The sequence below is a fragment of the Kitasatospora sp. NPDC101447 genome (assembly GCF_044767225.1).
In the GTDB taxonomy this organism is placed as follows: domain Bacteria; phylum Actinomycetota; class Actinomycetes; order Streptomycetales; family Streptomycetaceae; genus Kitasatospora.
In genome coordinates this window covers 42,663-66,995 of record NZ_JBIWNL010000014.1, presented here as the reverse complement: position 1 = coordinate 66,995, position 24,333 = coordinate 42,663, and the positions used below count along the sequence as shown (strand labels likewise).

At 73.5% G+C, this 24,333-nt stretch carries 20 protein-coding genes; 3 read left to right on the top strand and 17 right to left on the bottom strand.

The window, feature by feature from the left end; translation table 11 throughout:
- The 4 genes from ACIRST_RS21210 to ACIRST_RS21195 all read right to left on the bottom strand — a co-directional run.
- Positions 1–346: hypothetical protein (locus ACIRST_RS21210; RefSeq protein WP_402803552.1), on the bottom strand; the 346-nt coding region annotated here is incomplete at its 3' end.
- A 14-nt stretch (positions 347–360) separates the two neighbouring features.
- A complete protein-coding gene (nadD, locus tag ACIRST_RS21205) occupies positions 361–993 on the bottom strand; it encodes a nicotinate-nucleotide adenylyltransferase (RefSeq protein WP_350525617.1) in 633 nt (210 codons plus the stop codon).
- A 146-nt stretch (positions 994–1,139) separates the two neighbouring features.
- The gene (locus tag ACIRST_RS21200; protein ID WP_350525618.1) at positions 1,140–1,295 is read right to left on the bottom strand and encodes a hypothetical protein; all 156 of its coding nucleotides are present in this window, start codon (positions 1,293–1,295) and stop codon (positions 1,140–1,142) included.
- 238 nt (positions 1,296–1,533) lie between these two features.
- On the bottom strand, positions 1,534–1,680 hold the full coding sequence (locus ACIRST_RS21195) for a hypothetical protein (protein ID WP_350525619.1): 147 nt from the start codon (positions 1,678–1,680) through the stop codon (positions 1,534–1,536).
- Positions 1,681–1,931: 251 nt separating this feature from the next.
- Here ACIRST_RS21195 and ACIRST_RS21190 point away from each other — a divergent pair, with 251 nt between their 5' ends.
- The gene (locus ACIRST_RS21190) at positions 1,932–3,020 is read left to right on the top strand and encodes a M48 family metallopeptidase (protein ID WP_402803549.1); all 1,089 of its coding nucleotides are present in this window, start codon (positions 1,932–1,934) and stop codon (positions 3,018–3,020) included.
- Positions 3,021–3,139: 119 nt separating this feature from the next.
- Here ACIRST_RS21190 and ACIRST_RS21185 read toward each other — a convergent pair whose 3' ends face one another.
- The 5 genes from ACIRST_RS21185 to proB form a co-directional block, all read right to left on the bottom strand.
- On the bottom strand, positions 3,140–4,201 hold the full coding sequence (locus tag ACIRST_RS21185; RefSeq protein ID WP_396551716.1) for a hypothetical protein: 1,062 nt from the start codon (positions 4,199–4,201) through the stop codon (positions 3,140–3,142).
- A gap of 110 nt (positions 4,202–4,311) precedes the next feature.
- A complete protein-coding gene (locus ACIRST_RS21180) occupies positions 4,312–4,896 on the bottom strand; it encodes a hypothetical protein (protein ID WP_402803547.1) in 585 nt (194 codons plus the stop codon).
- 90 nt (positions 4,897–4,986) lie between these two features.
- Positions 4,987–6,309, bottom strand: coding sequence for a glutamate-5-semialdehyde dehydrogenase (locus ACIRST_RS21175; RefSeq protein ID WP_402803545.1), 1,323 nt, complete (start codon positions 6,307–6,309; stop codon positions 4,987–4,989).
- A gap of 79 nt (positions 6,310–6,388) precedes the next feature.
- Complete coding sequence (locus tag ACIRST_RS21170; RefSeq protein WP_396551713.1) at positions 6,389–6,913, bottom strand: hypothetical protein; 525 nt, start codon at positions 6,911–6,913, stop codon at positions 6,389–6,391.
- A gap of 172 nt (positions 6,914–7,085) precedes the next feature.
- Positions 7,086–8,222 (bottom strand): glutamate 5-kinase, encoded by a 1,137-nt coding sequence (gene proB / locus ACIRST_RS21165; RefSeq protein ID WP_350525624.1) that lies wholly within the window; start codon positions 8,220–8,222, stop codon positions 7,086–7,088.
- A 314-nt stretch (positions 8,223–8,536) separates the two neighbouring features.
- On the opposite strand from proB, the gene ACIRST_RS21160 reads away from it, so the two are divergent.
- Entirely contained in the window at positions 8,537–9,340 is an 804-nt protein-coding gene (locus tag ACIRST_RS21160) for a hypothetical protein (protein ID WP_402803543.1), read from the top strand.
- 85 nt (positions 9,341–9,425) lie between these two features.
- Here ACIRST_RS21160 and obgE read toward each other — a convergent pair whose 3' ends face one another.
- The 6 genes from obgE to ACIRST_RS21130 form a co-directional block, all read right to left on the bottom strand.
- The gene (obgE, locus tag ACIRST_RS21155; protein WP_350525626.1) at positions 9,426–10,904 is read right to left on the bottom strand and encodes a GTPase ObgE; all 1,479 of its coding nucleotides are present in this window, start codon (positions 10,902–10,904) and stop codon (positions 9,426–9,428) included.
- A 117-nt stretch (positions 10,905–11,021) separates the two neighbouring features.
- On the bottom strand, positions 11,022–11,279 hold the full coding sequence (gene rpmA / locus ACIRST_RS21150) for a 50S ribosomal protein L27 (RefSeq protein ID WP_030058248.1): 258 nt from the start codon (positions 11,277–11,279) through the stop codon (positions 11,022–11,024).
- Between the two features lie 14 nt (positions 11,280–11,293).
- Positions 11,294–11,611, bottom strand: a complete 318-nt coding sequence (gene rplU, locus ACIRST_RS21145) for a 50S ribosomal protein L21 (protein ID WP_030233759.1) — start codon at positions 11,609–11,611, stop codon at positions 11,294–11,296.
- Positions 11,612–11,839: 228 nt separating this feature from the next.
- Positions 11,840–15,400 carry a ribonuclease E/G gene (locus ACIRST_RS21140; RefSeq protein WP_402803540.1) on the bottom strand — a complete coding sequence of 1,187 codons (3,561 nt, stop codon included), beginning with the start codon at positions 15,398–15,400 and terminating at the stop codon, positions 11,840–11,842.
- A 395-nt stretch (positions 15,401–15,795) separates the two neighbouring features.
- On the bottom strand, positions 15,796–16,596 hold the full coding sequence (locus ACIRST_RS21135) for a TIGR03936 family radical SAM-associated protein (RefSeq protein WP_350525628.1): 801 nt from the start codon (positions 16,594–16,596) through the stop codon (positions 15,796–15,798).
- 276 nt (positions 16,597–16,872) lie between these two features.
- The gene (locus tag ACIRST_RS21130; RefSeq protein ID WP_396551707.1) at positions 16,873–18,801 is read right to left on the bottom strand and encodes a TIGR03960 family B12-binding radical SAM protein; all 1,929 of its coding nucleotides are present in this window, start codon (positions 18,799–18,801) and stop codon (positions 16,873–16,875) included.
- 491 nt (positions 18,802–19,292) lie between these two features.
- Here ACIRST_RS21130 and ACIRST_RS21125 point away from each other — a divergent pair, with 491 nt between their 5' ends.
- Positions 19,293–20,594: a M14 family zinc carboxypeptidase gene (locus ACIRST_RS21125; protein WP_350525646.1), complete on the top strand. Its 1,302-nt coding sequence runs from the start codon at positions 19,293–19,295 to the stop codon at positions 20,592–20,594.
- Positions 20,595–20,732: 138 nt separating this feature from the next.
- Here the strand turns inward: ACIRST_RS21125 and rodA are convergent, their stop codons facing one another.
- Positions 20,733–21,932 (bottom strand): rod shape-determining protein RodA, encoded by a 1,200-nt coding sequence (gene rodA / locus ACIRST_RS21120; RefSeq protein ID WP_350525647.1) that lies wholly within the window; start codon positions 21,930–21,932, stop codon positions 20,733–20,735.
- Positions 21,929–24,313, bottom strand: coding sequence for a penicillin-binding protein 2 (gene mrdA, locus ACIRST_RS21115; protein ID WP_402803537.1), 2,385 nt, complete (start codon positions 24,311–24,313; stop codon positions 21,929–21,931). Before mrdA ends, rodA begins: the two co-directional genes overlap by 4 nt.
- Positions 24,314–24,333 lie beyond the last annotated feature (20 nt).

Sequence of the window (24,333 nt, the reverse complement as noted above, 5' to 3'; positions counted from 1 at the left end):
CGTACTCGTGGGTGTACACCGGCTGCCCGTACTGGTCGTACTGCGGCTGCTGCTCGTACGACTCGTAGGACTCGTACGGCTGCTGCTGCTGGTACCCCTGGGCCTGGCCCTGGCCCTGGTACGGCTGCTGGTAGCCCTCGTACCCCTGCTGCCCCTGCTGCTGGTAGCCGTACGGGTCGTGGGTGTACACCGGCTGCCCGTACTGGTCGTACTGCGGCTGCTGCTCGTACGACTCGTAGGACTCGTACGGCTGCTGCTGCTGGTACCCCTGGCCCTGGCTCTGGTACGGCTGCTGGTAGCCCTCGTACCCCTGCTGCCCCTGCTGGCCGCCGCTGCGATCGGTCATGCGCCGCTCCTGGCTCAGGTCCCGCGCGGCGCGTACAGCGCCCGCTTGTCGATGTAGCGGACCACGCCGTCCGGGACGAGGTACCAGACCGGCTCGCCCTTGGCGACCCGGTTGCGGCAGTCCGTGGAGGAGATGGCCAGCGCCGGGACCTCCACCAGGGAGACCCCGCCCACCGGAAGCCCGGCGTCCGACAGAGTGTGCCCCGGGCGGGTGCATCCGATGAAGTGGGCCAGCGAGAAGAGTTCGTCGGAGTCGCGCCAGGACAGGATCTGGGCGAGCGCGTCGGCGCCGGTGATGAAGAAGAGGTCGGCGTCCGGGTGCAGGGCGTGCAGGTCGCGCAGGGTGTCGACGGTGTAGGTGGGGCCCTCGCGGTCGATGTCGATCCGGCTGACCGAGAACTGCGGGTTCTCCGCGGTGGCGATGACCGTCATCAGGTAGCGGTCCTCGGCCGGGGTGACGTGCCGGTCGCTCTTCTGCCACGGCTGCCCGGTCGGCACGAAGATCACTTCGTCCAGGTGGAACGCGCTCGCGACCTCACTGGCGGCAACGAGGTGGCCGTGGTGGATCGGGTCGAAGGTGCCGCCCATCACGCCGAGGCGCTTCTTCACCGGTTCCGGTCCGCCGGGATTCCCGGCCTGCTCTCCCATGCCGCCACACCTTACGCGACGCCCGTTACGGTGCGGGAACGCCCGGGTGGGGGTTGCCCGCAGACCCGGTGGGGGTTCCCCGCAGACGCGTCAGGGAGCGGCCGGCCGGTGGCCGGACGCTCCCCGGAGAGGTCCGCGGAGCGGGCTCAGCGGTCCCGGTTGAAGCGGGTGGTGATGAAGAGCAGGAGCAGCAGGATGAACAGCGCGGCGCCACCCGTCAGGAGCGGGTTCAGGCTGTCGTGGTTGCCTCCCTCGCCCTCGGCGAGCAGGTTCAGGACGGGGAGTGCGGCGGCAGTGCTCATGGTCGGCGGGACCTTCTCGGCTCGGTGAACGGACCTGGGGGTGGTTCCGGGCCGGTGAGGGCCCACCCGTCATCGTACGGGGGGTTACACGGCAACCGCTCGGCGGCCCACCGCCGCTGACCGGGCGTGAGCGCGCACGGGCCGGGCCGGGGTCCGCGGGCCTGGTCGGGGCCCGGAAGCCGGGTCCCGGGGGCCTGCTCCCGGCGTCCGGGCGAGGGCCTGACGCCGGGTCCCGGGGCTAGTTGCCGCGGAAGGCGCGGGCCATCAGCCAGACCAGCAGGCCGATCCCCACGAAGGACGCGATCACGATGATCCGCAGGAAGAGGCCCGGACCGGCCTCGTCGGAGATGGGCGTGGCCAGGCTGACAAGCGTGTCGGTGGACATCTGCGGGGCTCCTCGAACTGCTCGGTACCGCGGCCGGGTCCGGTCTCGGTGGTCCAGGGCATTCAGGGTAAACCGGCCTCACACCGGCGCCGCCCACCGGCCCCCGCGGCGCGGCCGGGGCCGCACGTACGCTGTCGCCCGGGGACGAGTACGCAACCACGGACGTTGCACAGACAGTCGTTTCAGGCGAAGACCAGCGGGGGGCCGGCCAGTGGGCCGCAGCCGCCGTCGACCAGGAGGGTACTCACACCATGACCGACACGACCGCGAAGACCCCGAGCCGCCGCCGCGAGCGTTTCCCCGGGATCTCCACCCGGGCCTGGGAGCACCCGGCGGACCGTTCGGCGCTGGTCGCCCTGCGGCGGCTGTCCGGCTTCGACGACGTCCTCAAGAAGCTCGCCGGCCTGGTCTCCGAGCGCGCGATCCGGCTGATGTTCCTGGCCACCGCGGTGAAGACCTCCGAGCGCCAGTTCCCCGAGCTGTACGACATGGTGCGCGACACCGCCTACGTGCTCGACCTGGAGCAGGTCCCCGACCTGTACGTGACCCAGGACCCGGCGGTCAACGCGTACACCATCGGCATCGACACCCCGATCATCGTGATCACCAGCGGCCTGGTCGAGCTGCTCGACGAGGAGGAGCTGCGCTCGGTCATCGGCCACGAGGTCGGCCACGCGATGTCCGGCCACGCCGTCTACCGGACGATGCTGATGATCCTCACCAACATCGCCACCCGGATCGCCTGGGTGCCGCTCGGCAACCTGGCGATCACGGCCGTCATCACCGCGCTCAAGGAGTGGTTCCGCAAGGCGGAGCTGTCCAGCGACCGGGCCGGCCTGCTCGCCGGGCAGGACCTCCAGGCGTCCATGCGGGCCCTGATGAAGCTGGCCGGCGGGCACAACCTGGCCGAGATGAACGTCGACGCCTTCCTGGAGCAGGCCGAGGAGTACGAGAAGGCCGGTGACCTGCGCGACGGCGTCCTCAAGCTGCTCCAGGTGCTGCCGCAGACCCACCCCTTCGCGGTGGTCCGGGTCGCCCAGCTGAAGAAGTGGGCGGAGAGCGACGAGTACCGCTCGATCATGACGGGCGCCTACCCGCGCCGCGCGGACGACCCCGACACCTCGGTCGGTGAGCAGTGGAAGGCGGCCGCCGACCACTACGCGACCTCGGTGAAGGAGAGCAAGGACCCGCTGATGGGCCTGATCCGGGACGTCGCCGGCGGCGCCGTGACCGTGGGCGGCAAGCTCCGCGACACCTTCACCGGTGCCGGCCGCGGCAGCTCGAACGGCTCCGACGGCTCGAACGGCTCCGACGGCAGGACCGACCGCGACAACAGCTGAGCCCGGCACCCGGGCCCGGCCCGCCGGCGAACGCCGACGACCGCCGACGAACGCCGACGAACGCCGACGACGGCCGGTGACCCGCCCGGGTCACCGGCCGTCCGCGCGTCCCGGAGCCCTCAGCTCCCCGCCAGCACCCCGCACACCTGCCAGGCCGGGCGGGCGTGGTTGCCGGGGTCGACGGCCGCCGGCGGCGTGACCGCCGTGCCCTGCGCCGTGGCCAGGACCGGCTGCAGGTAGCCCGCCATCGAGGTGCCGCAGGGCGCCGGACCGGCCTGGAGCACCGAGTCCACCAGCCGCAGTTGCGCCGAGGCCAGGTCGACCCGGTCGAACTGGAAGGTGAGCTGCCGCCGCACCGTCTCCAGGGTGACCGGCGCTCCGGCCGGGGCCCCGGCCGGCTTCAGCGCGTAGACGAAGGTGTGGTCGGTGGTGATCTGCAGCGTTCCGCTGTCCGCCTCGTCGATCCGCATCGCGCCGACCACCTTCACGGTGTCCGAGGCCAGCGCGACCTGCGCCGGGTCGAAGCGGACCATCCAGCCGGTCACCGCGTGGTGCCGGTCGTCCACCGGCTGCGCCACGCCCGTGTCGAACTCCGCCTGCTCGCCGGGCGTGACGAAGGCCCGCACGTCCGCGGTGGCGCCCTGGACGAGGGCGGCCGGGGCCAGCGAGGAGGCGACCAGGTAGCGCTGGACGGTGTCGAGCGCCTTGGTCACCTCGACCCGGCTGAAGTGCTCGGTGGCCGCCCCGGTCGGGGTGTTCAGCCCGACCGTGCCGTCCCCGTACCCGGGTGGCAGCGCCGCGAAGGGGTTCGCCGGGTCGGCGACCGGGTGGACGGCCGAGGCCGGGCTCAATGCGACCAGGCTGACCGTCAGTTGGCTGCCCTCGGGCCGGGCCGGGATCCCCCTCGGCGAGCTGACCCCGAAGTACACCGCGGCCCCGAACGCGAGCAGGATGAGCAGCAGAAGGGCGAGGGCCTGGCGCGGCACGGTGCCCAGCGGGCCGAGCCGCACCCGCTGCCGGGTGGCCTTGCCGAAGGAGCCCGCCAGCCGCTCCCGGGCGGACAGCTCCTGGATCCGGGCAGCCCGGACGAACGATTCGTCGAAGACGACGGACCGGAATTCGTCCTCGTTGCCGGAGCCGCCCTCGGGCGTACCCTCAGGAGGTTCTCGCGGGTCACCCACAACACCAGGGTAGGCGGACACCGGCGCTGCCACGAGGGTCCCCGCGCAGATTCCCGGGGACGCTCCGTGACCACCCGCCCCTGGGCGTGCGCCCGTGCGGCGTCCGGCGGCTAGCCCGCCGGTGCGGTGACCACCAACGACGGCTCGGCGGGCGCGGGGCGCGGGTCCACCCCGGCGCTGCTGCTGCCCGACTCCGGTCTGCGGGGCGTGTCCGAGGAACCGCCCACGCCCTGGTAGATCGCCGCGACCGCGACCGCCACCAGGCTCACGCCCATGATCACGGCGAGCACCCAGGCCACCGGCCGGTGCCAGCGCTGCTGGGCCACGTACCGGCCGCGGGCGCGCACCGGGTCGTAGCCGCGCCGCCACCGGCGCCGGCTGCGCCGGTCGGTCGTCCGGCCCGGTCCCGACCAGGGGTCCGGGTAGTGGTGGTCCTCGTCGAGTCCGCTCGGGTACGGGCGCAGCTCCAACGGGAGCCCCTCCCCGGCCGAGACGTCGTAGCCCCAGCCCGGGCCCGCGGTGTCCGGCTCGAACCGGGCCTCGGCGGCGGCGAGTTGCCGCTCCTTGGCAGTCGGCTCGTGCACGGCGGCGGACCGGACGAAGGCCTCATCGAAGACCACGGTGGCGAACTCGTCGTCCGCACCACCGTGGTCGGCGCCGTCGGGGTACGGCAAGCCCCCCACATCCTCAGCCACGGATTCAGCGTATTACCGGCCGGGCGTTTTGTCTGTGGCTCCCGGCAGTTGGTCCGTCACACGTGTGACGGCCGGCTCGCGGGCCGCGGCTCAGCGGGCGTCCGGGTCCCCGCCGACGGTCTGCGTCGCCTCGCCCCGCACGTGCCCGTCACCGGTGACGATGTACTTGGTGCTGGTCAGCTCGGGCAGGCCCATCGGGCCGCGGGCGTGCAGCTTCTGGGTGGAGATGCCGATCTCCGCGCCGAAGCCGAACTCGCCGCCGTCGGTGAAACGGGTGGAGGCGTTGACGGTCACCGTGGTCGAGTCGACCAGCTGGGTGAAGCGCCGGGCGGCGGCCTGCGAGGTGGTGACGATCGCCTCGGTGTGGCCGGAGGACCAGCGGCGGATGTGCGCGACGGCGGCGTCCAGCGAGGGCACCACGGCCGCGGCCAGGTCGTACGAGAGGTATTCGGCGCCCCAGTCCTCGTCGGTCGCGGGCACCACGGTGGCCGGACCGCCCTCGGCGGCCTTGAGCACCGCCTCGTCGCCGTGCACGGTCACCCCGGCCTCGGCCAGGGCGGCCAGCGCGAGCGGCAGGAAGGCGTCCGCGACGTCCTGGTGGACCAGCAGCGTCTCGGCCGCGTTACAGACGCTGACCCGCTGCGCCTTGGAGTTGAGCAGGATGCCGACGGCCATCGCCAGGTCGGTCTCGGCGTCCACGTACACGTGGCAGTTGCCGGTGCCGGTCTCGATCACCGGGACGGTCGAGCCCTCGACCACGGTGCGGATGAGCGAGGCGCCGCCGCGCGGGATCAGCACGTCGACGAGGCCGCGGGCGCGCATCAGCTCCTGCACGGAGTCGCGGCTCTCCCCCGGCACCAGCTGGACCGCGTCGGCGGGCAGCCCGGCCGCGGCGAGGGCGTCCCGCACCACGGCGACGAGCGCGGTGTTGGAGCGGTAGGCCGAGGCCGAGCCGCGCAGCAGCGCCGCGTTGCCCGACTTGAGGCAGAGTGCGGCGGCGTCGGCGGTGACGTTCGGGCGGGCCTCGTAGATGATGCCGACCACGCCGAGCGGCACCCGTACCTGCCGCACGTCCAGGCCGTTCGGCAGGGTGTAGCCGCGGACGACCTCGCCGACCGGGTCGGGCAGGCCGGCCACGTCGCGCACGTCGGAGGCGATCGCGGCGATCCGCTCCCCGGTGAGGGTCAGCCGGTCGATCACCGATTCGGCCGTTCCGGCCTCGCGGGCCCGGGCGACGTCCTCGGCGTTGGCCGCGACGATCTCCGCGCTGCGGGCCACCAGCGCGTCCGCGATCGCCAGCAGCGCGGCGTCCTTCGCCCTGCGCGGCAGCGGGGCGAGCGCGGCGGCCGCCTCCCGGGCTCGGCGCGCTACGGCGAGGACGGGGCTGTCGGCGGTGGCGAGGTCGCTGGTCATGCCGCCAAGGGTAGCGACTGCGCCCGCCCGGGCCGCCCGCGTTCCGCATGGCGAACAGCGGCCGCCCGGGACGGTCCGGTCAGTACGGGTGCACGCCGCCCAGGTGCGGCGGCGGATCGCCGAAGCCCTCCGCCACCCGCTTGTGGTACGTCGCCCGGTCGACCACCTCCAGCCCGACGATCTCCCACGGCGGCAGGTTCGCGGTGACCTTGTGCTCGCCCCAGAGCCGCAGCGCGATCGCCGCCGCGTCGTGCAGGTCCCGGGCCTGCTCCCAGTAGCGGATCTCGGCGTGGTCGGCCGCGTAGCGGGCGGTCAGGAAGAACGAGTGGTCGTGCGCCAGTCTCTCCAGTGAGGCGCGCAGCGAGGACAGCTGGGTGGCCTCCCCGGACACGCTCAGCACCACGTGCCACAGCCGCGCCTGCTCGGGCACGGTGGGCGGCTCCGCGGCGTCCGCGCGCTGGGTCCGCAGCCTGCGCATCCCGGCGGGCCCCTGGGGCGGCCGACCGGCCGGCTCGGCGGGGCCGTCCCCGCGTCCGCCGTCGATGCTGGTCAGCCGCCGGCCCGCCGTCCCTCCGGTCAGCGCTGCCTCGCGCCTGCGTTCCACCGGCGGCCTCCTGTTCGGCGATCTCGTGTCGTCCCCACCGCCCCGTCGGCCTCTCGGCCGACCGGTACGGCTGCGCCCCTCCTCGCCCGTGGCCGGGCCGCTCCCGGTACGGAGCGGCCCGCCGTCCGCACTGCGCCGATCGGCCGGCGGCCGGTGCCGGCCCGCCGAGCGGTCAGCCGCGCAGAACGACCAGGTCGTCGCGGTGGACGACCTCGCGCTCGTACGCGGCGCCGAACTCCTGGGCCAGGTCGCGGGTGGACCGGCCGAGCAGGCGGGGCAACTCCCTCGCATCAAAGTTGACCAGTCCGCGAGCCACGATGTGGCCGTTTTCGGCAAGAAGGTCCACCGGATCACCCGCGGCGAAGTCCCCGTCGACCTTGGTGACCCCGGCGGGCAGCAGCGAGGCGCCGCCGGAGACGACCGCTTCGACGGCGCCCGCGTCCAGGTGCAGGGTGCCGCGCGGGCTGCTCGCGTGGGCGAGCCAGAGCATCCGGTCGGAGGTGCGGGCGCCGGTGCGCAGGAAGAGCGTGCCGGTGGGTCGGCCGGCCAGCGCGTCGGCGGCCTGGCTGGCCGCGGTGAGCACCACCGGGATTCCCGCGCCGGTGGCGATCCGGGCCGCCTCGACCTTGGTGACCATGCCGCCGGTGCCGACCCCGGCCTTGCCCGCGCTGCCGATCTCGATGCCGTCGAGGTCGTGCGGGCCGCTCACCCGGGCGATCCGGCTGGTGCCGGGGCGGGAGGGGTCGCCGTCGTAGAGGCCGTCCACGTCGGAGAGCAGGACGAGCAGGTCGGCCCGGACGAGGTGGGCGACGAGCGCGGCGAGCCGGTCGTTGTCACCGAACTTGATTTCGGCGGTGGCGACGGTGTCGTTCTCGTTGACGATCGGCATCGCGCCCATCGCCAGCAGCTGGTCCAGGGTGCGGTAGGCGTTGCGGTAGTGGGCGCGGCGGCTGGCGTCCTCGGCGGTGAGCAGCACCTGGCCGACGCGGATGCCGTACCGGGCGAAGGAGGCGGTGTACCGGGCGACCAGCAGTCCCTGGCCGACGCTGGCGGCGGCCTGCTGGCGGGCCAGGTCCTTGGGTCGCTTGTCCAGGCCGAGCGGGGCGAGTCCGGCGGCGATGGCACCGGAGGAGACGAGCACGACCTCCGGGGCGTCGGGGCGGCTGCGCACCTTGGCGATCGCGTCGACCAGGGCGTCGACGCGGTCGGCGTCCAGGCCGCCGGCCGCCGTGGTGAGTGAGGAGGAGCCGACCTTGACCACGATCCGCCGTGCGGTCAGCACCTCCTCCCGCAGAGAGTCCTCGCTCATCTCGCTGTACGCCCTTCCGGTGTGGTGCGGGTACGGCGGGCCCGGGCCCGGCCGTCACTCCCGAAATCTACGCGATCCGCGCAGGTCTCCCGCAGGGAGTTTCACCGGCTGGACCCGGGCTGGTCACGGGCCTGCCACAGCCGGTCCGGCAATCCGGATGGCTGGTATGGTCCCTGACCGAAAGCCAGATCGGGGGACGGCTTCTTGCCCGCTGGACCCATTTCGTCTTCGACCCTTGCTGTCACGAGAGGGCGGCGCCGCACTGGGCAGGCCGGCAACGGTTCGCGGTCGCGCGCCCGGGAGAAAAGCGCATCATGCGTTCGTACACCACCAAGCTGACCGTCGCCGCCCTGGCGGCGGCCACCGCGCTGTCGCTCGCGGCCTGTGGCCCGGACAACGCCGACCCGGCCGCTCCGTCGGGCGGTTCCACCGGTGCCGCTCCGGCGCCGACTTCGGGCGCTCCGGGCGCCACCGGCGGTGCCGCGACCGGGGGTGCCGCGACCGGCGGCGCCACCGGCGGTTCGACCGCCGCCCCGACGGGCGGTGCCGCCGGCGCTGCCACGGGCGGCGCTGCCACCGGCGGTGCTGCCACGGGCGGAGCCGCGACCGGCGGGGCCGACGCGACCGGCGGCGGCGCCGGCGGCGGCCAGGGCCTGCCGCAGGCTCCCACCGCGGTGAAGTTCGGCCAGCCGGCCACCGTGGACTTCGCGGACAAGGACTTCAAGGCCGCCGCCAAGCTGGAGATCAACGTCACCGGCATCGTTCCGGGCTCCATCAAGGACTTCCAGGACGCCAAGGCCTCCACCGTCGGCCTGGAAGGCCGCTCGATCTTCTACGTCAGCTGGACGATGAAGAACCTCGGCGACTCCAAGCTGACCTTCGCCGCCCCGAACTCCAAGTTCCGGCTCTACGCCACGGACGGCAAGCCGGCCAACTTCGCCAACTCCGCCGGCACTCCGATCGCCAAGTGCAGCACCCCGAGCTTCTCGGGTGCCACGAAGGGCGTCGAGTTCAAGGGCTGCGACATCTTCAGCTTCCCGGCGGGTGCCACCCCCGCGCTGGTCGGCTACGGGGACGCGACCGACATCAACAAGATCCAGGCCTCCTGGGCGAAGTGACGCACCATCGGCCCTGAGCACGGGAACGGCCCCCGCCACCTCGACAGGTGGCGGGGGCCGTTCGCGTCAGCCGGTCCGAGCCGGCTCAGTCCTCGTCGTCGTCGCCCTCGATGGCGGCCTGGCGGCCGCTGGACAGCGCCTCGAAGGCGAGGAACTCGGCCTCCGCCGCGTCCCGGCCCTTCTGCTTCTCGCGGCGGCGGTCGACCGCCGGGCGGGGCGACTCGAAGCGGTGGTCCTCACCGCGGCGGCCGAGCATCTCGGCGCCGGCGGCCATGGTCGGCTCCCAGTCGAAGACGACGGCGTTCTCGTCCGGGCCGATGATGACGGTGTCACCCTCGTGCGCCCCGGACTTCCACAGCTGGTCCTCGACACCGAGGCGGGCCAGCCGGTCGGCGAGGTAGCCGACGGCCTCGTCGTTGGAGAAGTCGGTCTGGCGGACCCAGCGCTCCGGCTTGACGCCGCGGATGCGGTAGGCGCCGTCCTCCTCGGTGATGGTGAAGCCCGCGTCGTCGACGGCCTTGGGCCGCAGCACGATCCGGGTGGACTCCTCGGCCGGCTTGGCGGCGCGCGCCTCGGCGACGATCCCGGCCACCGCGAAGCTCAGCTCGCGCAGGCCCTTGCGGGAGGCGGCGGAGACCTCGAACACCCGGTAGCCGCGCTCCTCCAGGGAGGCGCGGGTCAGGTCCGCGATGTCCTGGCCGTCCGGCACGTCCACCTTGTTGAGCGCGACCAGGCGCGGACGGTCCTCCAGGCCGCCGTACTCGGCGAGCTCGGCCTCGATGGTCTCCAGGTCGGTCAGCGGGTCGCGGCCGGGCTCCAGGGTGGCGCAGTCCAGCACGTGCACCAGCACCGAGCAGCGCTCGACGTGCCGCAGGAACTCCAGGCCCAGGCCGCGGCCCTGGCTGGCGCCCGGGATCAGGCCGGGCACGTCGGCGATGGTGTAGACGGTCTCGCCCGCGGTGACCACGCCCAGGTTGGGGATCAGGGTGGTGAACGGGTAGTCCGCGATCTTCGGCTTGGCGGCGGAGAGCACCGAGATCAGCGAGGACTTGCCGGCGCTCGGGTAGCCCACCAGGGCCACGTCGGCGACGGACTTGAGCTCCATGACGATGTCACGGGCCTCGCCGGGCTCGCCGAGCAGCGCGAAGCCGGGCGCCTTGCGGCGGGCCGAGGCCAGCGCGGCGTTGCCGAGGCCGCCGCGGCCGCCCTGGGCGGCGATGAAGCTGGTGCCGTGCCCGACCAGGTCGGCGAGCACCTCGCCCTTGCGGTCCAGCACCACGGTGCCGTCCGGCACGAGGAGGACGAGGTCCTGGCCGTCGGCGCCGGTGCGGTTGCCGCCGGCGCCCGGCTTGCCGTTGGTGGCCTTGCGCTTGGGCGAGTGGTGGTACTCCAGCAGGGTGGTGACCTGCGAGTCCACGGTGAGGATGACGCTGCCGCCCTCACCGCCGTTGCCGCCGTCCGGGCCGCCGAGCGGCTTGAACTTCTCGCGGTGCACGGAGGCGCAGCCGTGGCCCCCGTTACCCGCGGCGACGTGAAGTTCGACGCGGTCCACGAAGGTGGTCATGGGTGTGCCTCCAGTGCGCGAGAGTCTGCTTCTACCTGCGTAAAGCGTGAAGGGTGGACCGGAGAATTCCGGCCCACCCTTCACTGTGAGTCATACGACTCGGGAGTCCGCTGGGACTCAGGCCTCGACGGCCACGATGTTGACGACCTTGCGGCCGCGACGGTTGCCGAACTGCACGGCACCGGCGGTCAGCGCGAACAGGGTGTCGTCGCCACCGCGACCGACGCCCGCACCCGGGTGGAAGTGGGTGCCACGCTGGCGGACGAGGATCTCGCCGGCCGAGACGACCTGGCCGCCGAAGCGCTTCACGCCGAGGCGCTGGGCGTTCGAGTCACGGCCGTTACGGGTAGAGCTTGCGCCCTTCTTGTGTGCCATATCTCGCTATCCCCTTACTTGCTGACCGAGTCGATGCTGGTGATGCGCACCGCGGTGTGCTTCTGGCGGTGGCCCTGACGACGGCGGTAGCCGGTCTTGTTCTTGTAACGCAGGATGACGATCTTGTCACCCTTGGTCTGGTCGACCACCTCGGCGTGAGCCTTCACGCCGGCCAGGACCCACGGGTCGGAGGTGACGGCGTCACCGTCGACGACGAGGATGGTCGAGAGCTCGACCGAGTCACCCGGCTTGGCCTCGATACGGTCGATCTCCAGCACGTCGCCGACGGCGACCTTGTGCTGGCGGCCGCCTGCGCGAACGATCGCGTACATGCGGTACCTGCTTTCCTTGCTCGGTCGGAACCCCCGACGCCAGCCACCTGGGTACGGACACAGGAGCCTCTCCCCGGCTCTCCGCGCGGACGCGGCGACCTCGGGAAGGTGATGTGCTCGGGAGCATGGCGTAGACACGCCGATGGTCAAGAATACGGACCGGCCGCCCGGGGGGCAAACCGGCCCGTACGACCCGGGGCGGGATCGCTCCCGCCCCGGGCGTGGGCACTACTCGGCTGCCGTATCACCCTCGGCGGCCGCGGCCTTCTTGGCCGCCGCGCTCGTCCGCTTGGTCGCGGTCTTGCGGGCGGTGGTCTTCTTGGCCGCCGTGGTCGTCTTCTTGGCGGCGGTCTTCTTCGCGGCGGTCTTGCGGGCGGCCCGCTTCTTCGGCGCCGGCGCCTCCTCGGCGGCGGCCTCCTCCGTGGCGGCCTCCGCGACCGGTGCCTCGGCGGCGGGAGCCTCGACGGCCTCCTCGGCCGGGGCCTCGACGACCGTGGCCTGCGCGACGACGACCGGCTCGGCGGCGGCTTCCGCGACGGCCGGGGATGCGGCCTCCAGGGCCGCCTCCAGCGCCGCCTCGGCCTTCGCCTGCAGCACCACGATCTCGGCGGTGTCCGGCGAGCCCGCCGGAGCCGTGGCCTTGCGCACCGCGCGGCGGCGCGGACGGCCCGCCGGAGCGGCCGGCGGGGCCTGCTCCACGACCGGCTCGACGACGGCCGGAGCCTCGACCTCGGCCTCGGCGCCCGGGACCTCAAGCGCCAGCTGGCCCTCGATCTCCTCGCGCACCGGCTCGCCCGGCAGCTCGGCGATCTCGGCCACCGACTCGGTCACGACGGCCTCGACGACCTGCGCCTCCTCGTGGCCCGCACCGCCCTTGCCCCGGCGACGGCGCTTGCCGCTGCCGGCCTCGCCCGCCGGGGCGGACGGGGCGTGGACGTGGGCGCTCGGCTGCTCCATGTGGACGATCACACCGCGGCCGTTGCAGTGCACGCAGGCCTCGGAGAAGGACTCCAGCAGGCCCTGGCCGACCCGCTTGCGGGTCATCTGGACCAGGCCCAGCGAGGTGACCTCGGCCACCTGGTGCTTGGTCCGGTCCCGGCCCAGGCACTCCAGCAGACGGCGCAGCACCAGGTCGCGGTTGGACTCCAGCACCATGTCGATGAAGTCGATCACGATGATGCCGCCGAGGTCACGCAGCCGCAGCTGGCGCACGATCTCCTCGGCCGCCTCGATGTTGTTGCGGGTGACCGTCTCCTCCAGGTTGCCGCCCTGGCCGACGAACTTCCCGGTGTTGACGTCGATGACGACCATCGCCTCGGTGCGGTCGATCACCAGCGAACCGCCGCTGGGCAGCCAGACCTTGCGGTCCAGCGCCTTCATCAGCTGCTCGTCGATCCGGTAGGTCGCGAAGACGTCCACCTCGGAGGTCCACCGCTGGAGGCGCTCGGCGAGGTCCGGGGCCACGTTGGAGACGTACTCGTGGATGGTCTTCCACGCCTCGTCGCCGGAGACGATGACCTTGGTGAAGTCCTCGTTGAAGATGTCGCGGACGACCCGGACGGTCATGTCCGGCTCGCCGTACAGCAGCGCCGGGGCGTTGCCGGTCGCGGCCTTCTTCTGGATGTCCTCCCACTGCTGCTGAAGGCGCTGGACGTCGCGGGTCAGCTCCTCCTCGGAGGCGCCCTCGGCGGCGGTGCGCACGATGACGCCCGCGTCGTCCGGGACGATCTTCTTGAGGATCTGCTTCAGGCGGGCGCGCTCGTTCTCCGGCAGCTTGCGCGAGATGCCGGTCATCGAGCCCTCGGGCACGTACACCAGGTAGCGGCCGGGCAGCGAGATCTGGCTGGTCAGGCGGGCGCCCTTGTGGCCGATCGGGTCCTTGGAGACCTGCACCAGCACGGACTGGCCGGACTTCAGCACGGACTCGATCCGGCGCGGGCCGCCGTGGCCCAGCGCACCGAAGTTGACCTCACCGGCGTACAGCACCGCGTTGCGGCCCTTGCCGATGTCGACGAAGGCGGCCTCCATCGACGGCAGCACGTTCTGGACCTTGCCCAGGTAGACGTTGCCGACGTACGAGGTGGCCTGCTCCTTGTTGACGTAGTGCTCGACGAGCACGCCGTCCTCCAGGACGCCGATCTGGGTGCGCTGGCCGTTCTGGCGCACCACCATGACGCGCTCGACCGACTCGCGGCGGGCCAGGAACTCGGCCTCGGTGATGATCGGCACCCGGCGGCGGCCCAGCTCGCGGCCCTCGCGGCGGCGCTGCTTCTTCGCCTCCAGACGGGTCGAACCCTTGATGGACTGCACCTCGTCCGGGTCGAACGACGGCTCGGTGGAGCGGCGGCGCGGCTCGCGCACCTTCACGACGGTGCGGACGCCGTCCTCGGTGGTCTCGGCGGCCTCGACGGCGCCGGCCTCACCGCTGCGACGGCGGCGGCGACGGCGACGACGGGACGAGGACAGGCCCGCGGCCAGCTCGTCGTCCTCCTCGCCCTCCTCGTCGTCGGCCTCGGCCGGCTCCTCGGCGACGGGCTGCTCGGCCTCGGCGGCCTCGAAGTCCTCGGCCTCGCCACGGCGGCGGCGACGGCCGCCCCGGCGACGACGGCGCGACGGACGGCCGTCGTCCTCCCAGTCGCCCTCGGTCTCCGGACCGGCGGCGGGGGCCTCGACGGCCGGGGCCTCGACCGGAGCGGCGGCGACCGGCGCCTCGGCGACCGGCTTGGCGGCGGCGGCGGGCTTGGCGGCGGCGGGCTTGGCGGCGGGCTTCTCGGCAGCCTGCTTGGCGGCGGCAGCCTTGCGGCGGCCCGGCTCGACCCGGGTGCGGACCCGGCGGCGGCGGCCGACACCGCTGTACTCGTACTCGTCCTCCTCGTGCCCGGCCTCGGCCTCGACCGGGGCCGGAGCCGGAGCCTCGACCGGCGCCGGGGCGGCGGCGGGCTGCTGCGGCGCGGTCGGCGCGACGTAGGGGGCCGGCTCCTGGAAGACCGGGGCCTGGAAGACCGCGGTGGCCGGGCGCACGGCGCGACGGCGCACCCGGTGGTGCGGCTCGGCCTCGGCGGCCGGAGCGGGGGCGGGGGCGGGGGCGGGCTCGGCCACCGGAGCGGCAGCCTCGGCGGCCTCCTCCTCCGGCTCCTCGACAGCGGGCTCCTCGGCCTGCGGCTGCTCGGCGGCCGGCTCCTCGACCGGGGCCTCGACGACCGGCGCGGCCTCGACCACGCGACGGCGGCGGGGGCGGCGGGCCGGAGCGGCGGGAGCCTCCTCGGCCGCCGGCTCGGCGGCGGCGGGGGCCGGGGTCTCGACGGCCGGGGCCGGTACGGCAGGGGCTTCGGCAGCGGGCGCCTCGGCGGCGGGCGCACCGGCCGGGGCCTCGGCGCGCTTGCGGGTCCGGCGGGCCCGGGCGGGCTTCTCGGCGACCGGCTCGGCCGGCGTCTCGGCGGCGGCCTCGGCCGCGGGGGCCTGGTCGGCCTCCGGCGCGGTGACCGCGGCCGGGGTAGCCTCCGGCGTCCCGGCCGGGGCCTCGGCGCGCTTGCGGGTCCGGCGGGCTCGGGCGGGCTTCTCGGCGACCGGCTCGGCGGCCGGCGCCGGAGCGGCCTCGGCCGCGGGCGTCTCGGCCGGCAGGACGGTCTCGGCCGCCTCGGCGGCCGCGCCCTGCGGGGTGCCCGCCGGGCGGGAGACCGCGCGGCGACGGCGGCGCGGCGGCGCGGCGGACGCGCCCTCGCTGCCGGTCGCGGCGGTTTCGTCGTGTTCCGTGGCCGCAGTCTGCTGCGGATCGGTGTTATCGAGCATGCGGGTGGATCTCCCGTCAGGCCCCCGGGCTCCGCATCCGGGCACGGCGCGGCACCGGTGGGCGGCCGGCATCGCGACGATGCTCGGGCCGGACCCATTCACGGTGCCGCCGTGCGGACGCGAGGCCGCACAGGGGCTCGTAGTCTCGCTCGGCGCCCCGCGCTCGGCGGGGTGTCGAAAGTCTTCTGGTCTGACCAGTCTTCTGAGGTTTTCCCAAGCTGCGCCGTCCCCCAACCCCGGGTGGCTCCCGGACCGGGCCCCGGGCCCACCGGCCTTCTTGCCGGCAGGCCCCGGGTGGCAGGCCTGTGCTGCGACGACGCTCGCTCCCCTGGGGAGCCGCGGGAACCCTGGAGGACCGTCGGGCCCAGTGAGGCACTGGACCCGGCCTCCGCCCGCTAGGCGGGCGCGGTAGCGCGCGGCCCGGCGCCCGGCTCCGAGCCGGCCTGGGCCGCGGCGCGGTCGAGCGCCAGCGGGTCGGTCACCGTGCCGGTCCCCTCGTCGAGCGGCCCCTGCGCCAGCCTGGTCACCTCTGCGGGGACCGGCGGCGCCAGGTCGGCCGTCGCACGGAGACCGGACAATACGTCGTCGGGTCGTACGGCGGGTGTGGCGTGTCGTACTACCAGGCGCAGTATCGCACAGGGACGGCCGGTCCGAACATCGCGGTCGGTTCCGGTCGCCGTGTCCGCACCGCCGTCGACCTGGGGCGGGAGGACGTCGAGCGCCGCCACCGCACCGCGCGCGTCGAAGACCCGCACGCCGTTCTTGGTGAGGCGTTCGACCTCGACCCGCTCCTCGGCGAGGAAGCGCGACGCCGCGTCGGCCGCCTGCTGCGGCTCTACGCCGTCGAGCCGGACGAGCCACTCGGAGGCCTCCAGGCGCTCCACGAAGTTCGGCGTCCGCACCTCGACCGCGTCGATCACGTCCAGGCCGGCCGGCAGCGACTCGTCCAGCTGCGCCCGAAGCTGCTCGGGGTCGCGGACGGCGGCCAGGCCGATCTCCAGGTACTCCGCCTCGCTCGCCACCCCGGTGGGGGCGGCGTTGGCGTAGGAGACCTTCGGGTGCGGGGTGAAGCCGGCCGAGTAGGCCATCGGAACGGCGGACCGGCGCAGGGCGCGCTCGAAGGCGCGCTGGAAGTCGCGGTGGCTGGTGAAGCGGAGCCGGCCGCGCTTGGTGTAGCGGAGACGGATCCGCTGCACCGTCGGCGCGGGCGGCGGACCGTCGGGCGTACGGCGTGCCAGGGTCGCTCAGTCCTTAGTCAGTTGTCCCCGTCCGGCGTGGCGTGTTCCCGCCACTGTCCGGACTCTGTCACCTCAAAGGGTACGCGCCCCGCCGGCCCGCTCGCTCCGCCCCTGGTCAGCGCCTGGTCAGCCGGTGGTCAGCCGCGAACCGGAGGCCCCCGGCCGGAAGGTTCCGACCGGGGGCCCGGGGTGTGGGGACCGTCACTCGCCGACGTCGCCGCCGCCGACCGACGGCTACTTGTTGACGACCGTCAGCGGCAGCATCTTCTTGCCGGTGGGGCCGATCTGGATGTGGGTGTCCATCTGGGGGCACACGCCGCAGTCGAAGCACGGCGTCCAGCGGCAGTCGTCGACCTCGACCTCCTCCAGGGCGTCCTGCCAGTCCTCCCAGAGCCAGTCCTTGTCGAGGCCGCTGTCCAGGTGGTCCCAGGGCAGCACCTCCTCGTAGGTGCGCTCGCGGGTGGTGTACCAGTCGACGTCGACGCCGGTGCCGGCCAGGCCCTTCTCGGCGCACGCCATCCACCGGTCGTACGAGAAGTACTCGCGCCAGCCGTCGAAGCGGCCGCCGTCGTCGTAGACCGCGCGGATGACCGCGCCGACCCGGCGGTCACCGCGGGAGAGCAGGCCCTCGATGATGCCCGGCTTGCCGTCGTGGTAGCGGTAGCCGATGTTCTTGCCGTACTTGCGGTCGCCGCGGATCGAGTCGCGCAGCTTGGCCAGACGGGCGTCGGTGGCCTCGGCGGACAGCTGCGGGGCCCACTGGAACGGGGTGTGCGGCTTGGGCACGAACCCGCCGATAGAGACGGTGCAGCGGATGTCGTTCTGGCCGGTGACCTCGCGGCCCTTCTGGATGACGTTCTTCGCCATCTCGCCGATCTGGAGCACGTCCTCGTCGGTCTCGGTCGGCAGGCCGCACATGAAGTACAGCTTCACCTGGCGCCAGCCGTTGCCGTACGCGGTGGCGACGGTGCGGATCAGGTCCTCCTCCGACACCATCTTGTTGATCACCTTGCGCATGCGCTCGCTGCCGCCCTCGGGGGCGAAGGTGAGGCCCGAGCGGCGCCCGTTGCGGGACAGCTCGTTGGCGAGGTCGATGTTGAAGGCGTCGACGCGGGTGGACGGCAGCGACAGGCCGATCTTGTCCTCGGTGTAGCGGTCCGCCAGGCCCTTGGCGATGTCACCGATCTCGGTGTGGTCGGCGCTGGACAGCGACAGCAGGCCGACCTCCTCGAAGCCGGTCGCCTTCAGCCCGCGCTCGACCATCTCGCCGATGCCGGTGATGCTTCGCTCCCGCACGGGGCGCGTGATCATGCCGGCCTGGCAGAAGCGGCAGCCGCGGGTGCAGCCGCGGAAGATCTCCACGGACATCCGCTCGTGCACCGTCTCCGCGAGCGGGACCAGCGGCTGCTTCGGGTACGGCCACTCGTCCAGGTCCATCACGGTGTGCTTGGACACCCGCCACGGCACGCCCGGGGCGTTCGGCACGACGCGGCCGATCCGGCCGTCGGCCAGGTACTCCACGTCGTAGAACCTGGGGACGTACACGCCGCCGGTGCGGGCCAGCCGCAGCAGCACCTCGTCGCGCCCGCCCGGGCGGCCCTCGGCCTTCCAGGCGCGGATGATCTCGGTGATGTCGAGCACGGCCTGCTCGCCGTCACCGACCACCGCCGCGTCCAGGAAGTCCGCGATCGGCTCCGGGTTGAAGGCCGCGTGGCCGCCGGCCAGGACGATCGGGTCCTCGTCGGTGCGGTCCTTGGCCTCCAGCGGGATGCCGGCCAGGTCGAGCGCGGTGAGCATGTTCGTGTAGCCGAGCTCGGTGGAGAACGACAGGCCGAACACGTCGAAGGCCTTCACCGGGCGGTGGGCGTCCACGGTGAACTGCGGGACGTCGTGCTCGCGCATCAGCGCTTCGAGGTCCGGCCAGACGCTGTAGGTGCGCTCGGCGAGCACGCCCTCGCGCTCGTTCAGCACCTCGTAGAGGATCATGACGCCCTGGTTGGGCAGCCCGACCTCGTAGGCGTCGGGGTACATCAGCGCCCAGCGGACGTCGCAGGCGTCCCAGTCCTTGACGGTCGAGTTGAGCTCGCCGCCGACGTACTGGATCGGCTTCTGGACGTGCGGGAGGAGGGCCTCCAGGCGTGGGAAGACCGATTCGACAGTCATGTACTAGGAACCCTTACGACGTGATTCGGTGCCGCGAGTCGGCACGGGAGGGGTGACCCTCAAGGGTAGCCCAATCCGGGGATCGGGCCGTCTGCCCCGGAGCACGGGCCCTCCGCGCTCCGGCGCGACCCTGCCTTTGGGCGCCCGCCCCGGCACGCGCAGTGCGCGCCCGCCGCCCGGCGCCGTCCGCCGTTGACACGCCCGGACGGCCCGTGCGGTACTGACAGGGCTCCGCCAAGAACCCCTGTGCCCCTTCCGGACAAGGGAGTTGGGTCGTACGCTCGGCCCTCGTCGGAGTTCCCCCGGCGCTGCCCTCTCCCTCCCCCCGCACACGGCCCAGTCCACCCTCACCAGGCCCGTCCCGTGTCCGCCCGGCCGCCGTCCCCGGCCCGCGGTGCCCCGTCCCCCGCCCGCACCCCGTGCGCGGCGGCGCACCGGCGTTCCCGCGCTCCGGCGGCCGTGCGAGCCGTGCGACCGGCGCAAGGAGAACCATGACCGACACCGGTCGGCGGATCCGCCCCCTCCGGACCCTCGACGCCCGGCCGGCCCGCTACCCCACGCCGGCCCAGGCCGAGTGCGCCGCCCGGCGGCTCGCCCTGCGCCACCCGGACCGCTGCCGGCTGCGCGAGGTGGGCCGCTCCCGGGCCGGGCGACCGCTGCTGCTGCTCTCGGTCGACCGCGGCCCGCGCGCCGTCCTCGTGGTCGGCGGCCCGCACCCCAACGAGCCGGTCGGCACCGCCGGGGCGGTCCGGCTGGCCGAGCTGCTGCTGGACCGCCCCGCCCGCCCCGGCCTCTCCTGGCACCTGCTGCTCTGCCTCGACCCGGACGGCGCCGCGCTCAACGCCGGCTGGCTGGACGGCCCGCTCACCATGCGCCGCCACTACGAGCACTTCTTCCGCCCGGCCTTCGAGGAGCAGCCCGAGCTGCTGCCCGCCCCCGGCACGGGCCGCCCGCCGATGCCGGAGAGCCTGGCGCTCACCGACCTCATCGACGAGCTGCGCCCGTTCCTGCAGTGCTCGCTGCACGGGGTGGACTTCGGCGGCGCCTTCGTCCAGCTCACCGGCCCGGTGCCCGGACTGTCCGAGCGCTTCGCCCGCTCCGCCGAACGGGCCGGCCTCCCGCTCGACGTGGACTCCTACGACGCGATCGGCTGGGCCAGCCCCGCCCCCGGCACGTACCTGATGCCGGCCCCGGACAGCGCCGGGGTCTCCCGGGCGCTGCCGGACGAGCCCGAGCTGTCCACCTGGGCCTACGCCGCCCGGCTCGGCGCCGTCACCGCCGTCCTGGAGGTCCCGATGTGGGCCGTGGACGCGGTCGGTGACGCCCGCCCCCACCCGGCCGGGCCGCAGGCCCTCACCTCCGCCGCCCGCGACCTCACCGCGCGCGCCGAGGAGCTCACCGCCCTGCTCGCCCGCGTCCCCGCGCACGGCCACGAGGCGTACGGCCCGTTGCTGCGCACCGCGGAGTTCAGCCTGGCGGTGGCACCGCGGGTGGCGCAGGAGTGGCTGGAGCGCTGGCGTCCCGAGCCGCTCTCCTGCTCGCGGGTGACGACCGCCGGGCTGGTGGCGGCCCGGCTGCCGTTGCGGGCGGGGTCGATCCTGCTGCGCCTGCTGGCGGACGCCCGGGGGCCGGGCGCGGAGGCGGCCCGCGAGCGTGCCCGCGCCGTGGTCGCCGACAGCCTGGACCGGCTGCGCCACCGCTTCGGCGCCCGCTGGGTGCCGGTGCAGGAGCAGCTGGCGCACCAGTCGCGGGCCGTCCTCACGGCCGCCGACTGCCTGCTCCAGACGCCCTGAGGCGCCGCCGACCGCCGTCGGCCGCCCTCACGGCCACCCCGATCGCCGTCGGCCGCCGCCGAGCGCCGCGCGGGCAGACGAAGGGCAAGACGAAGGGCCGACCCGGGAGTCCCCGGACCGGCCCCGCCGTGCACCCGCTCAGGCCGCTATCGGCCGTTGGCTGCGAACCGCCTGGAGCAGCCCGACGGCCATCCAGTTCGCGAACATCGAGGACCCGCCGTACGAGACGAACGGCAGCGGGATGCCCGCGACCGGCATGATGCCCAGGCACATCCCTATGTTCTCGAAGGCCTGGAAGGCCAGCCAGGCGATGATCCCCGCCGCCACGATCGTGCCGTAGAGGTCGGTCGCCTGCCGGGCGATCCGGCAGGCCCGCCACAGCACCACGCCGACCAGCAGGATGATCGCCAGCGCGCCGACGAAGCCCAGTTCCTCACCGGCGACGGTGAACACGAAGTCGGTCTGCTGCTCCGGCACGAACTGCCCGGTGGTCTGCGTCCCGTGGAACAGGCCCTTGCCGGTCAGCCCGCCCGAGCCGATCGCGATCCGGGCCTGCGCGGTGTTGTAGCCGACGCCGTTCGGGTCCAGCTGCGGGTTGGCGAAGGCGGCGAAGCGGTCGATCTGGTACTTGCTCAGCAGCCCGAACTTCCAGATCGCCACGCACCCGGCGGCGCCCGCCACCAGCAGTCCGAGGACCCAGCGGTTCGCCGCCCCGGAGCCGAGCAGGATGCCCAGCACGATCGCGGCCATCACCATCACCGAGCCGGCGTCCGGCATCAGCAGCACTATGCCCATCGGCACCCCGGCCCAGAGCAGGCCGCGGAACACGGCCCGGTGCGAGGGGAACTCCCGCTCCCCCGCGTCCACCTGGTCCGACAGCACGACCGCCATCGCCAGGACAATCGCGAGCTTCGCGAACTCGGCGGGCTGGATGGAGAAGCCGCCGCCGAGCTGGATCCACGAGTGCGCGCCGTTGATGGTCGAGCCCAGCGGGCTGAGCGTCGCCAGCAGCAGCATGAGCACGCCGACGTACAGGAACGGGACGATGGTGCGGAAGCGGCGACTCCCTATCGCTATCACCACGGAGCACAGCACCAGGCCGACCACGAAGTTCGTCAGGTGCCGGTACAGGAAGTACTGCGGGTCCCCGTGGGTGAGCGAGTCGCGTCCGCGGGTGGCCGACCAGACCAGCAGCGAGCTGCCGGCCGAGAGGGCCAGCGCGGCCAGCAGCAGTATCCAGTCCAGCCGCCAGAGCGTGGAGTCCTTGGCGAGGGCCTTGGAGACCCCGTTGCGCTGCGGGGCGAGCCGCAGCTGCCGGTAGGAGCCGTAGGAGGTCATGCCCGTCCCCTTCCCGGGCCGCGGCCGGGTTCGAGCGCGGCGTCGGCCGCGGTGTACGACGCCGGGCGGTCGGTCGGCGGTGCCTGGTCGAGGTAGGCCGCCGCCGGGGCAGGGGCGGCCTGCGCCGGGTCGAGCAGCGTCGGCAGCGGCGCGGAGGCCGTGGCGGAGGCCGGGACCGGCGCGGAGGCCGACGCGGCGGGCGCGGTGGCCCCGGCGGGCACGGTGACCGGGCCGACCGGGGCGCCGACGGCCGGGGTCGTACCGGCGGTGAAGGCGGCCGGCTTGATGATCGCGGTGCCGTCCGGGTTGAACTTCGGCAGCTCGGCCTGCGGCGCGGTCAGCAGCGCCTTGCCGTTGTCGACGTTGCCCTTGTCGTCCACGCCGTACAGCGCCTGGTAGATCCGGCGCACGGCGTCGCCGGAGCCGCCGGAGCCGGTGCCGCCCTGGCTTATCGTCATGACGATCGCGTAGTCCTTGCTGTACGTGGTCAGCCAGGAGGTGGTCTGCTTGCCCTCGACCTCGGCGGTGCCGGTCTTGGCGTGCAGCGCGATCTTGTCCTGCGGCCAGCCCGCCCCGGCGAACTTCCAGGCGGCGGTGCCGCTGGTGATGACGCCGGCGGTGGCCTGGTCGATGTAGCTGAGCAGCTTCTGGTCGCCGGGGAACTTGGCGTCCGCCTGCGGGGCGATCTCGCGCACGAGCTCCCCGCCCGGGCTTATCACCGCCTTGGCGATGGTCGGCCGGTAGAACGTGCCGCCGTTGGCCAGCGCCGAGTAGATCCGGGCCATCTGGACCGGGGTGACGAGCGTGTCGCCCTGGCCGATCGCGAAGTTGACGGCGTCACCGGCGCGCATCTGGTAGCCGTCGACGCAGTTCTCCTTGGCGATCTGGTCGGAGAAGCTGTTGCCGCCCTTCTTCGCCTGGGCGCACCAGGCGTCCTTGTTGTTGTCGAAGAAGGACTGCTTCCACTGCCGGTCCGGGACGCGGCCGGTCACCTCGGCCGGCAGGTCGATGCCGGTCTTGGCGCCGAGGCCGAACTCGTGGGCGGTCTTGAAGAACCAGTCGGCCGGGTCCTTCTTCGGCTTGATGCCGCCGTCCTTCAGCCACTGGTCGTTCGCCAGGCCGTAGAAGACGGTGTCGCAGGAGACTTCGAGCGCCTTCTCCAGGGTGATGGAGCCGAAGCTCTCGCTCTCGAAGTTCTTGAACTCGCGGCCGCCGATGGTCATGCTCTTCGGGCACGGGTAGGTGCCGTCCAGCGGGTAGCCGGCCTGCACGGCGGCGGTGGTGGAGATGACCTTGAAGGTCGAACCGGGGGCGGACTGACCCTGTATGGCGCGGTTCAGCAGCGGGAAGTTGGAGTCCTTGCTGGTCAGCGACTGGTAGTCCTTGCCGGTGATGCCGCCCACCCAGAGGTTCGGGTCGTAGGTCGGGGCGCTCGCCATGGCGATGATCCGGCCGGTGTGCACGTCCATCACGACGGCGGCGCCGGAGTCGGCCTCGTAGTTGCGGTTGGTGACCTTGTCGAAGGTGTTCCGGGCGTCCGACATGGCCTGGGCCAGGTTGTCCTCGACGACCTTCTGCACCCGGGCGTCGATGCTGGTGACCAGGTTGTCGCCGGTCTTCGGGGCGACGGCGCCGGCGGTGCCGATCACCCGGCCGAGGTTGTCCACCTCCAGCTTGGTGATCCCGGCGGTGCCGCGCAGGTCGCGGTCGTACACCGACTCCAGGCCGGCCCGGCCGATCTGGTCGGCCGGCAGGTAGCGGTCCAGGCCGCTCTTGTCGGCGGTCTTGCTGACCTCCTCGTCGGTGACCGGCGAGAGGTAGCCGAGCACCTGGGCCATGTTGGCGCCCTCGGCGCCGGTGTAGCGGCGCACGGCGGTGGGCTGCGCGGTGATCCCGGGGAAGTCCTCGCGACGCTCCATTATCTGCATCGCCTGCTGGGTGGTCGCTTCCTTGGTGACCGGGATCGGCTGGTAGGGCGAGCCGTTCCAGCAGGGCTGCGGGGTCTTGGCGTCGCAGAGCCGGACCTTCTCCTGCACGTCCTTGGCGGGCATCCCCAGGACCTCGGCCAGCCGGGACAGCACCCCCTTGCCGCCGTCCTTCTGCTGCAGCAGGGAGGTGCGGCTGACCGAGACCACCAGCCGGGTCTCGTTGCCGGCCAGCACCCGCCCGGAGGCGTCCAGGATCTCGCCGCGGACGGCCGGTTCGACCACCTCGCGGATGTGGTTGCCGGTCGCCTTGGCGGTGTACTCCTTGGCGTTGCGGATCTGCAGGTACCACAGCCGCCCACCGAGGGTGGCGAGCAGCGACAGCACCAGGATCTGCAGCACCACCAGACGGATCGTCACCCGCCGGGTGCGGCCGGTCTCGGGGATGTTGCTCACGTCTCGTGCGCTCCAGGATG

Excerpts from the sequence above, each read along its gene's own strand:
- rodA (WP_350525647.1), bottom strand. The coding sequence starts at position 21,932 with ATGACCTCCTACGGCTCCTACCGGCAGCTGCGGCTCGCCCCGCAGCGC.
- obgE (WP_350525626.1), bottom strand. The coding sequence starts at position 10,904 with ATGACCACCTTCGTGGACCGCGTCGAACTTCACGTCGCCGCGGGTAAC.
- ACIRST_RS21175 (WP_402803545.1), bottom strand. The coding sequence starts at position 6,309 with ATGACCAGCGACCTCGCCACCGCCGACAGCCCCGTCCTCGCCGTAGCG.
- ACIRST_RS21160 (WP_402803543.1), top strand. The coding sequence starts at position 8,537 with ATGCGTTCGTACACCACCAAGCTGACCGTCGCCGCCCTGGCGGCGGCC.
- ACIRST_RS21190 (WP_402803549.1), top strand. The coding sequence starts at position 1,932 with ATGACCGACACGACCGCGAAGACCCCGAGCCGCCGCCGCGAGCGTTTC.
- ACIRST_RS21200 (WP_350525618.1), bottom strand. The coding sequence starts at position 1,295 with ATGAGCACTGCCGCCGCACTCCCCGTCCTGAACCTGCTCGCCGAGGGC.
- ACIRST_RS21140 (WP_402803540.1), bottom strand. The coding sequence starts at position 15,400 with ATGCTCGATAACACCGATCCGCAGCAGACTGCGGCCACGGAACACGAC.
- rplU (WP_030233759.1), bottom strand. The coding sequence starts at position 11,611 with ATGTACGCGATCGTTCGCGCAGGCGGCCGCCAGCACAAGGTCGCCGTC.
- proB (WP_350525624.1), bottom strand. The coding sequence starts at position 8,222 with ATGAGCGAGGACTCTCTGCGGGAGGAGGTGCTGACCGCACGGCGGATC.
- ACIRST_RS21195 (WP_350525619.1), bottom strand. The coding sequence starts at position 1,680 with ATGTCCACCGACACGCTTGTCAGCCTGGCCACGCCCATCTCCGACGAG.
- ACIRST_RS21130 (WP_396551707.1), bottom strand. The coding sequence starts at position 18,801 with ATGACTGTCGAATCGGTCTTCCCACGCCTGGAGGCCCTCCTCCCGCAC.
- ACIRST_RS21125 (WP_350525646.1), top strand. The coding sequence starts at position 19,293 with ATGACCGACACCGGTCGGCGGATCCGCCCCCTCCGGACCCTCGACGCC.
- nadD (WP_350525617.1), bottom strand. The coding sequence starts at position 993 with ATGGGAGAGCAGGCCGGGAATCCCGGCGGACCGGAACCGGTGAAGAAG.
- rpmA (WP_030058248.1), bottom strand. The coding sequence starts at position 11,279 with ATGGCACACAAGAAGGGCGCAAGCTCTACCCGTAACGGCCGTGACTCG.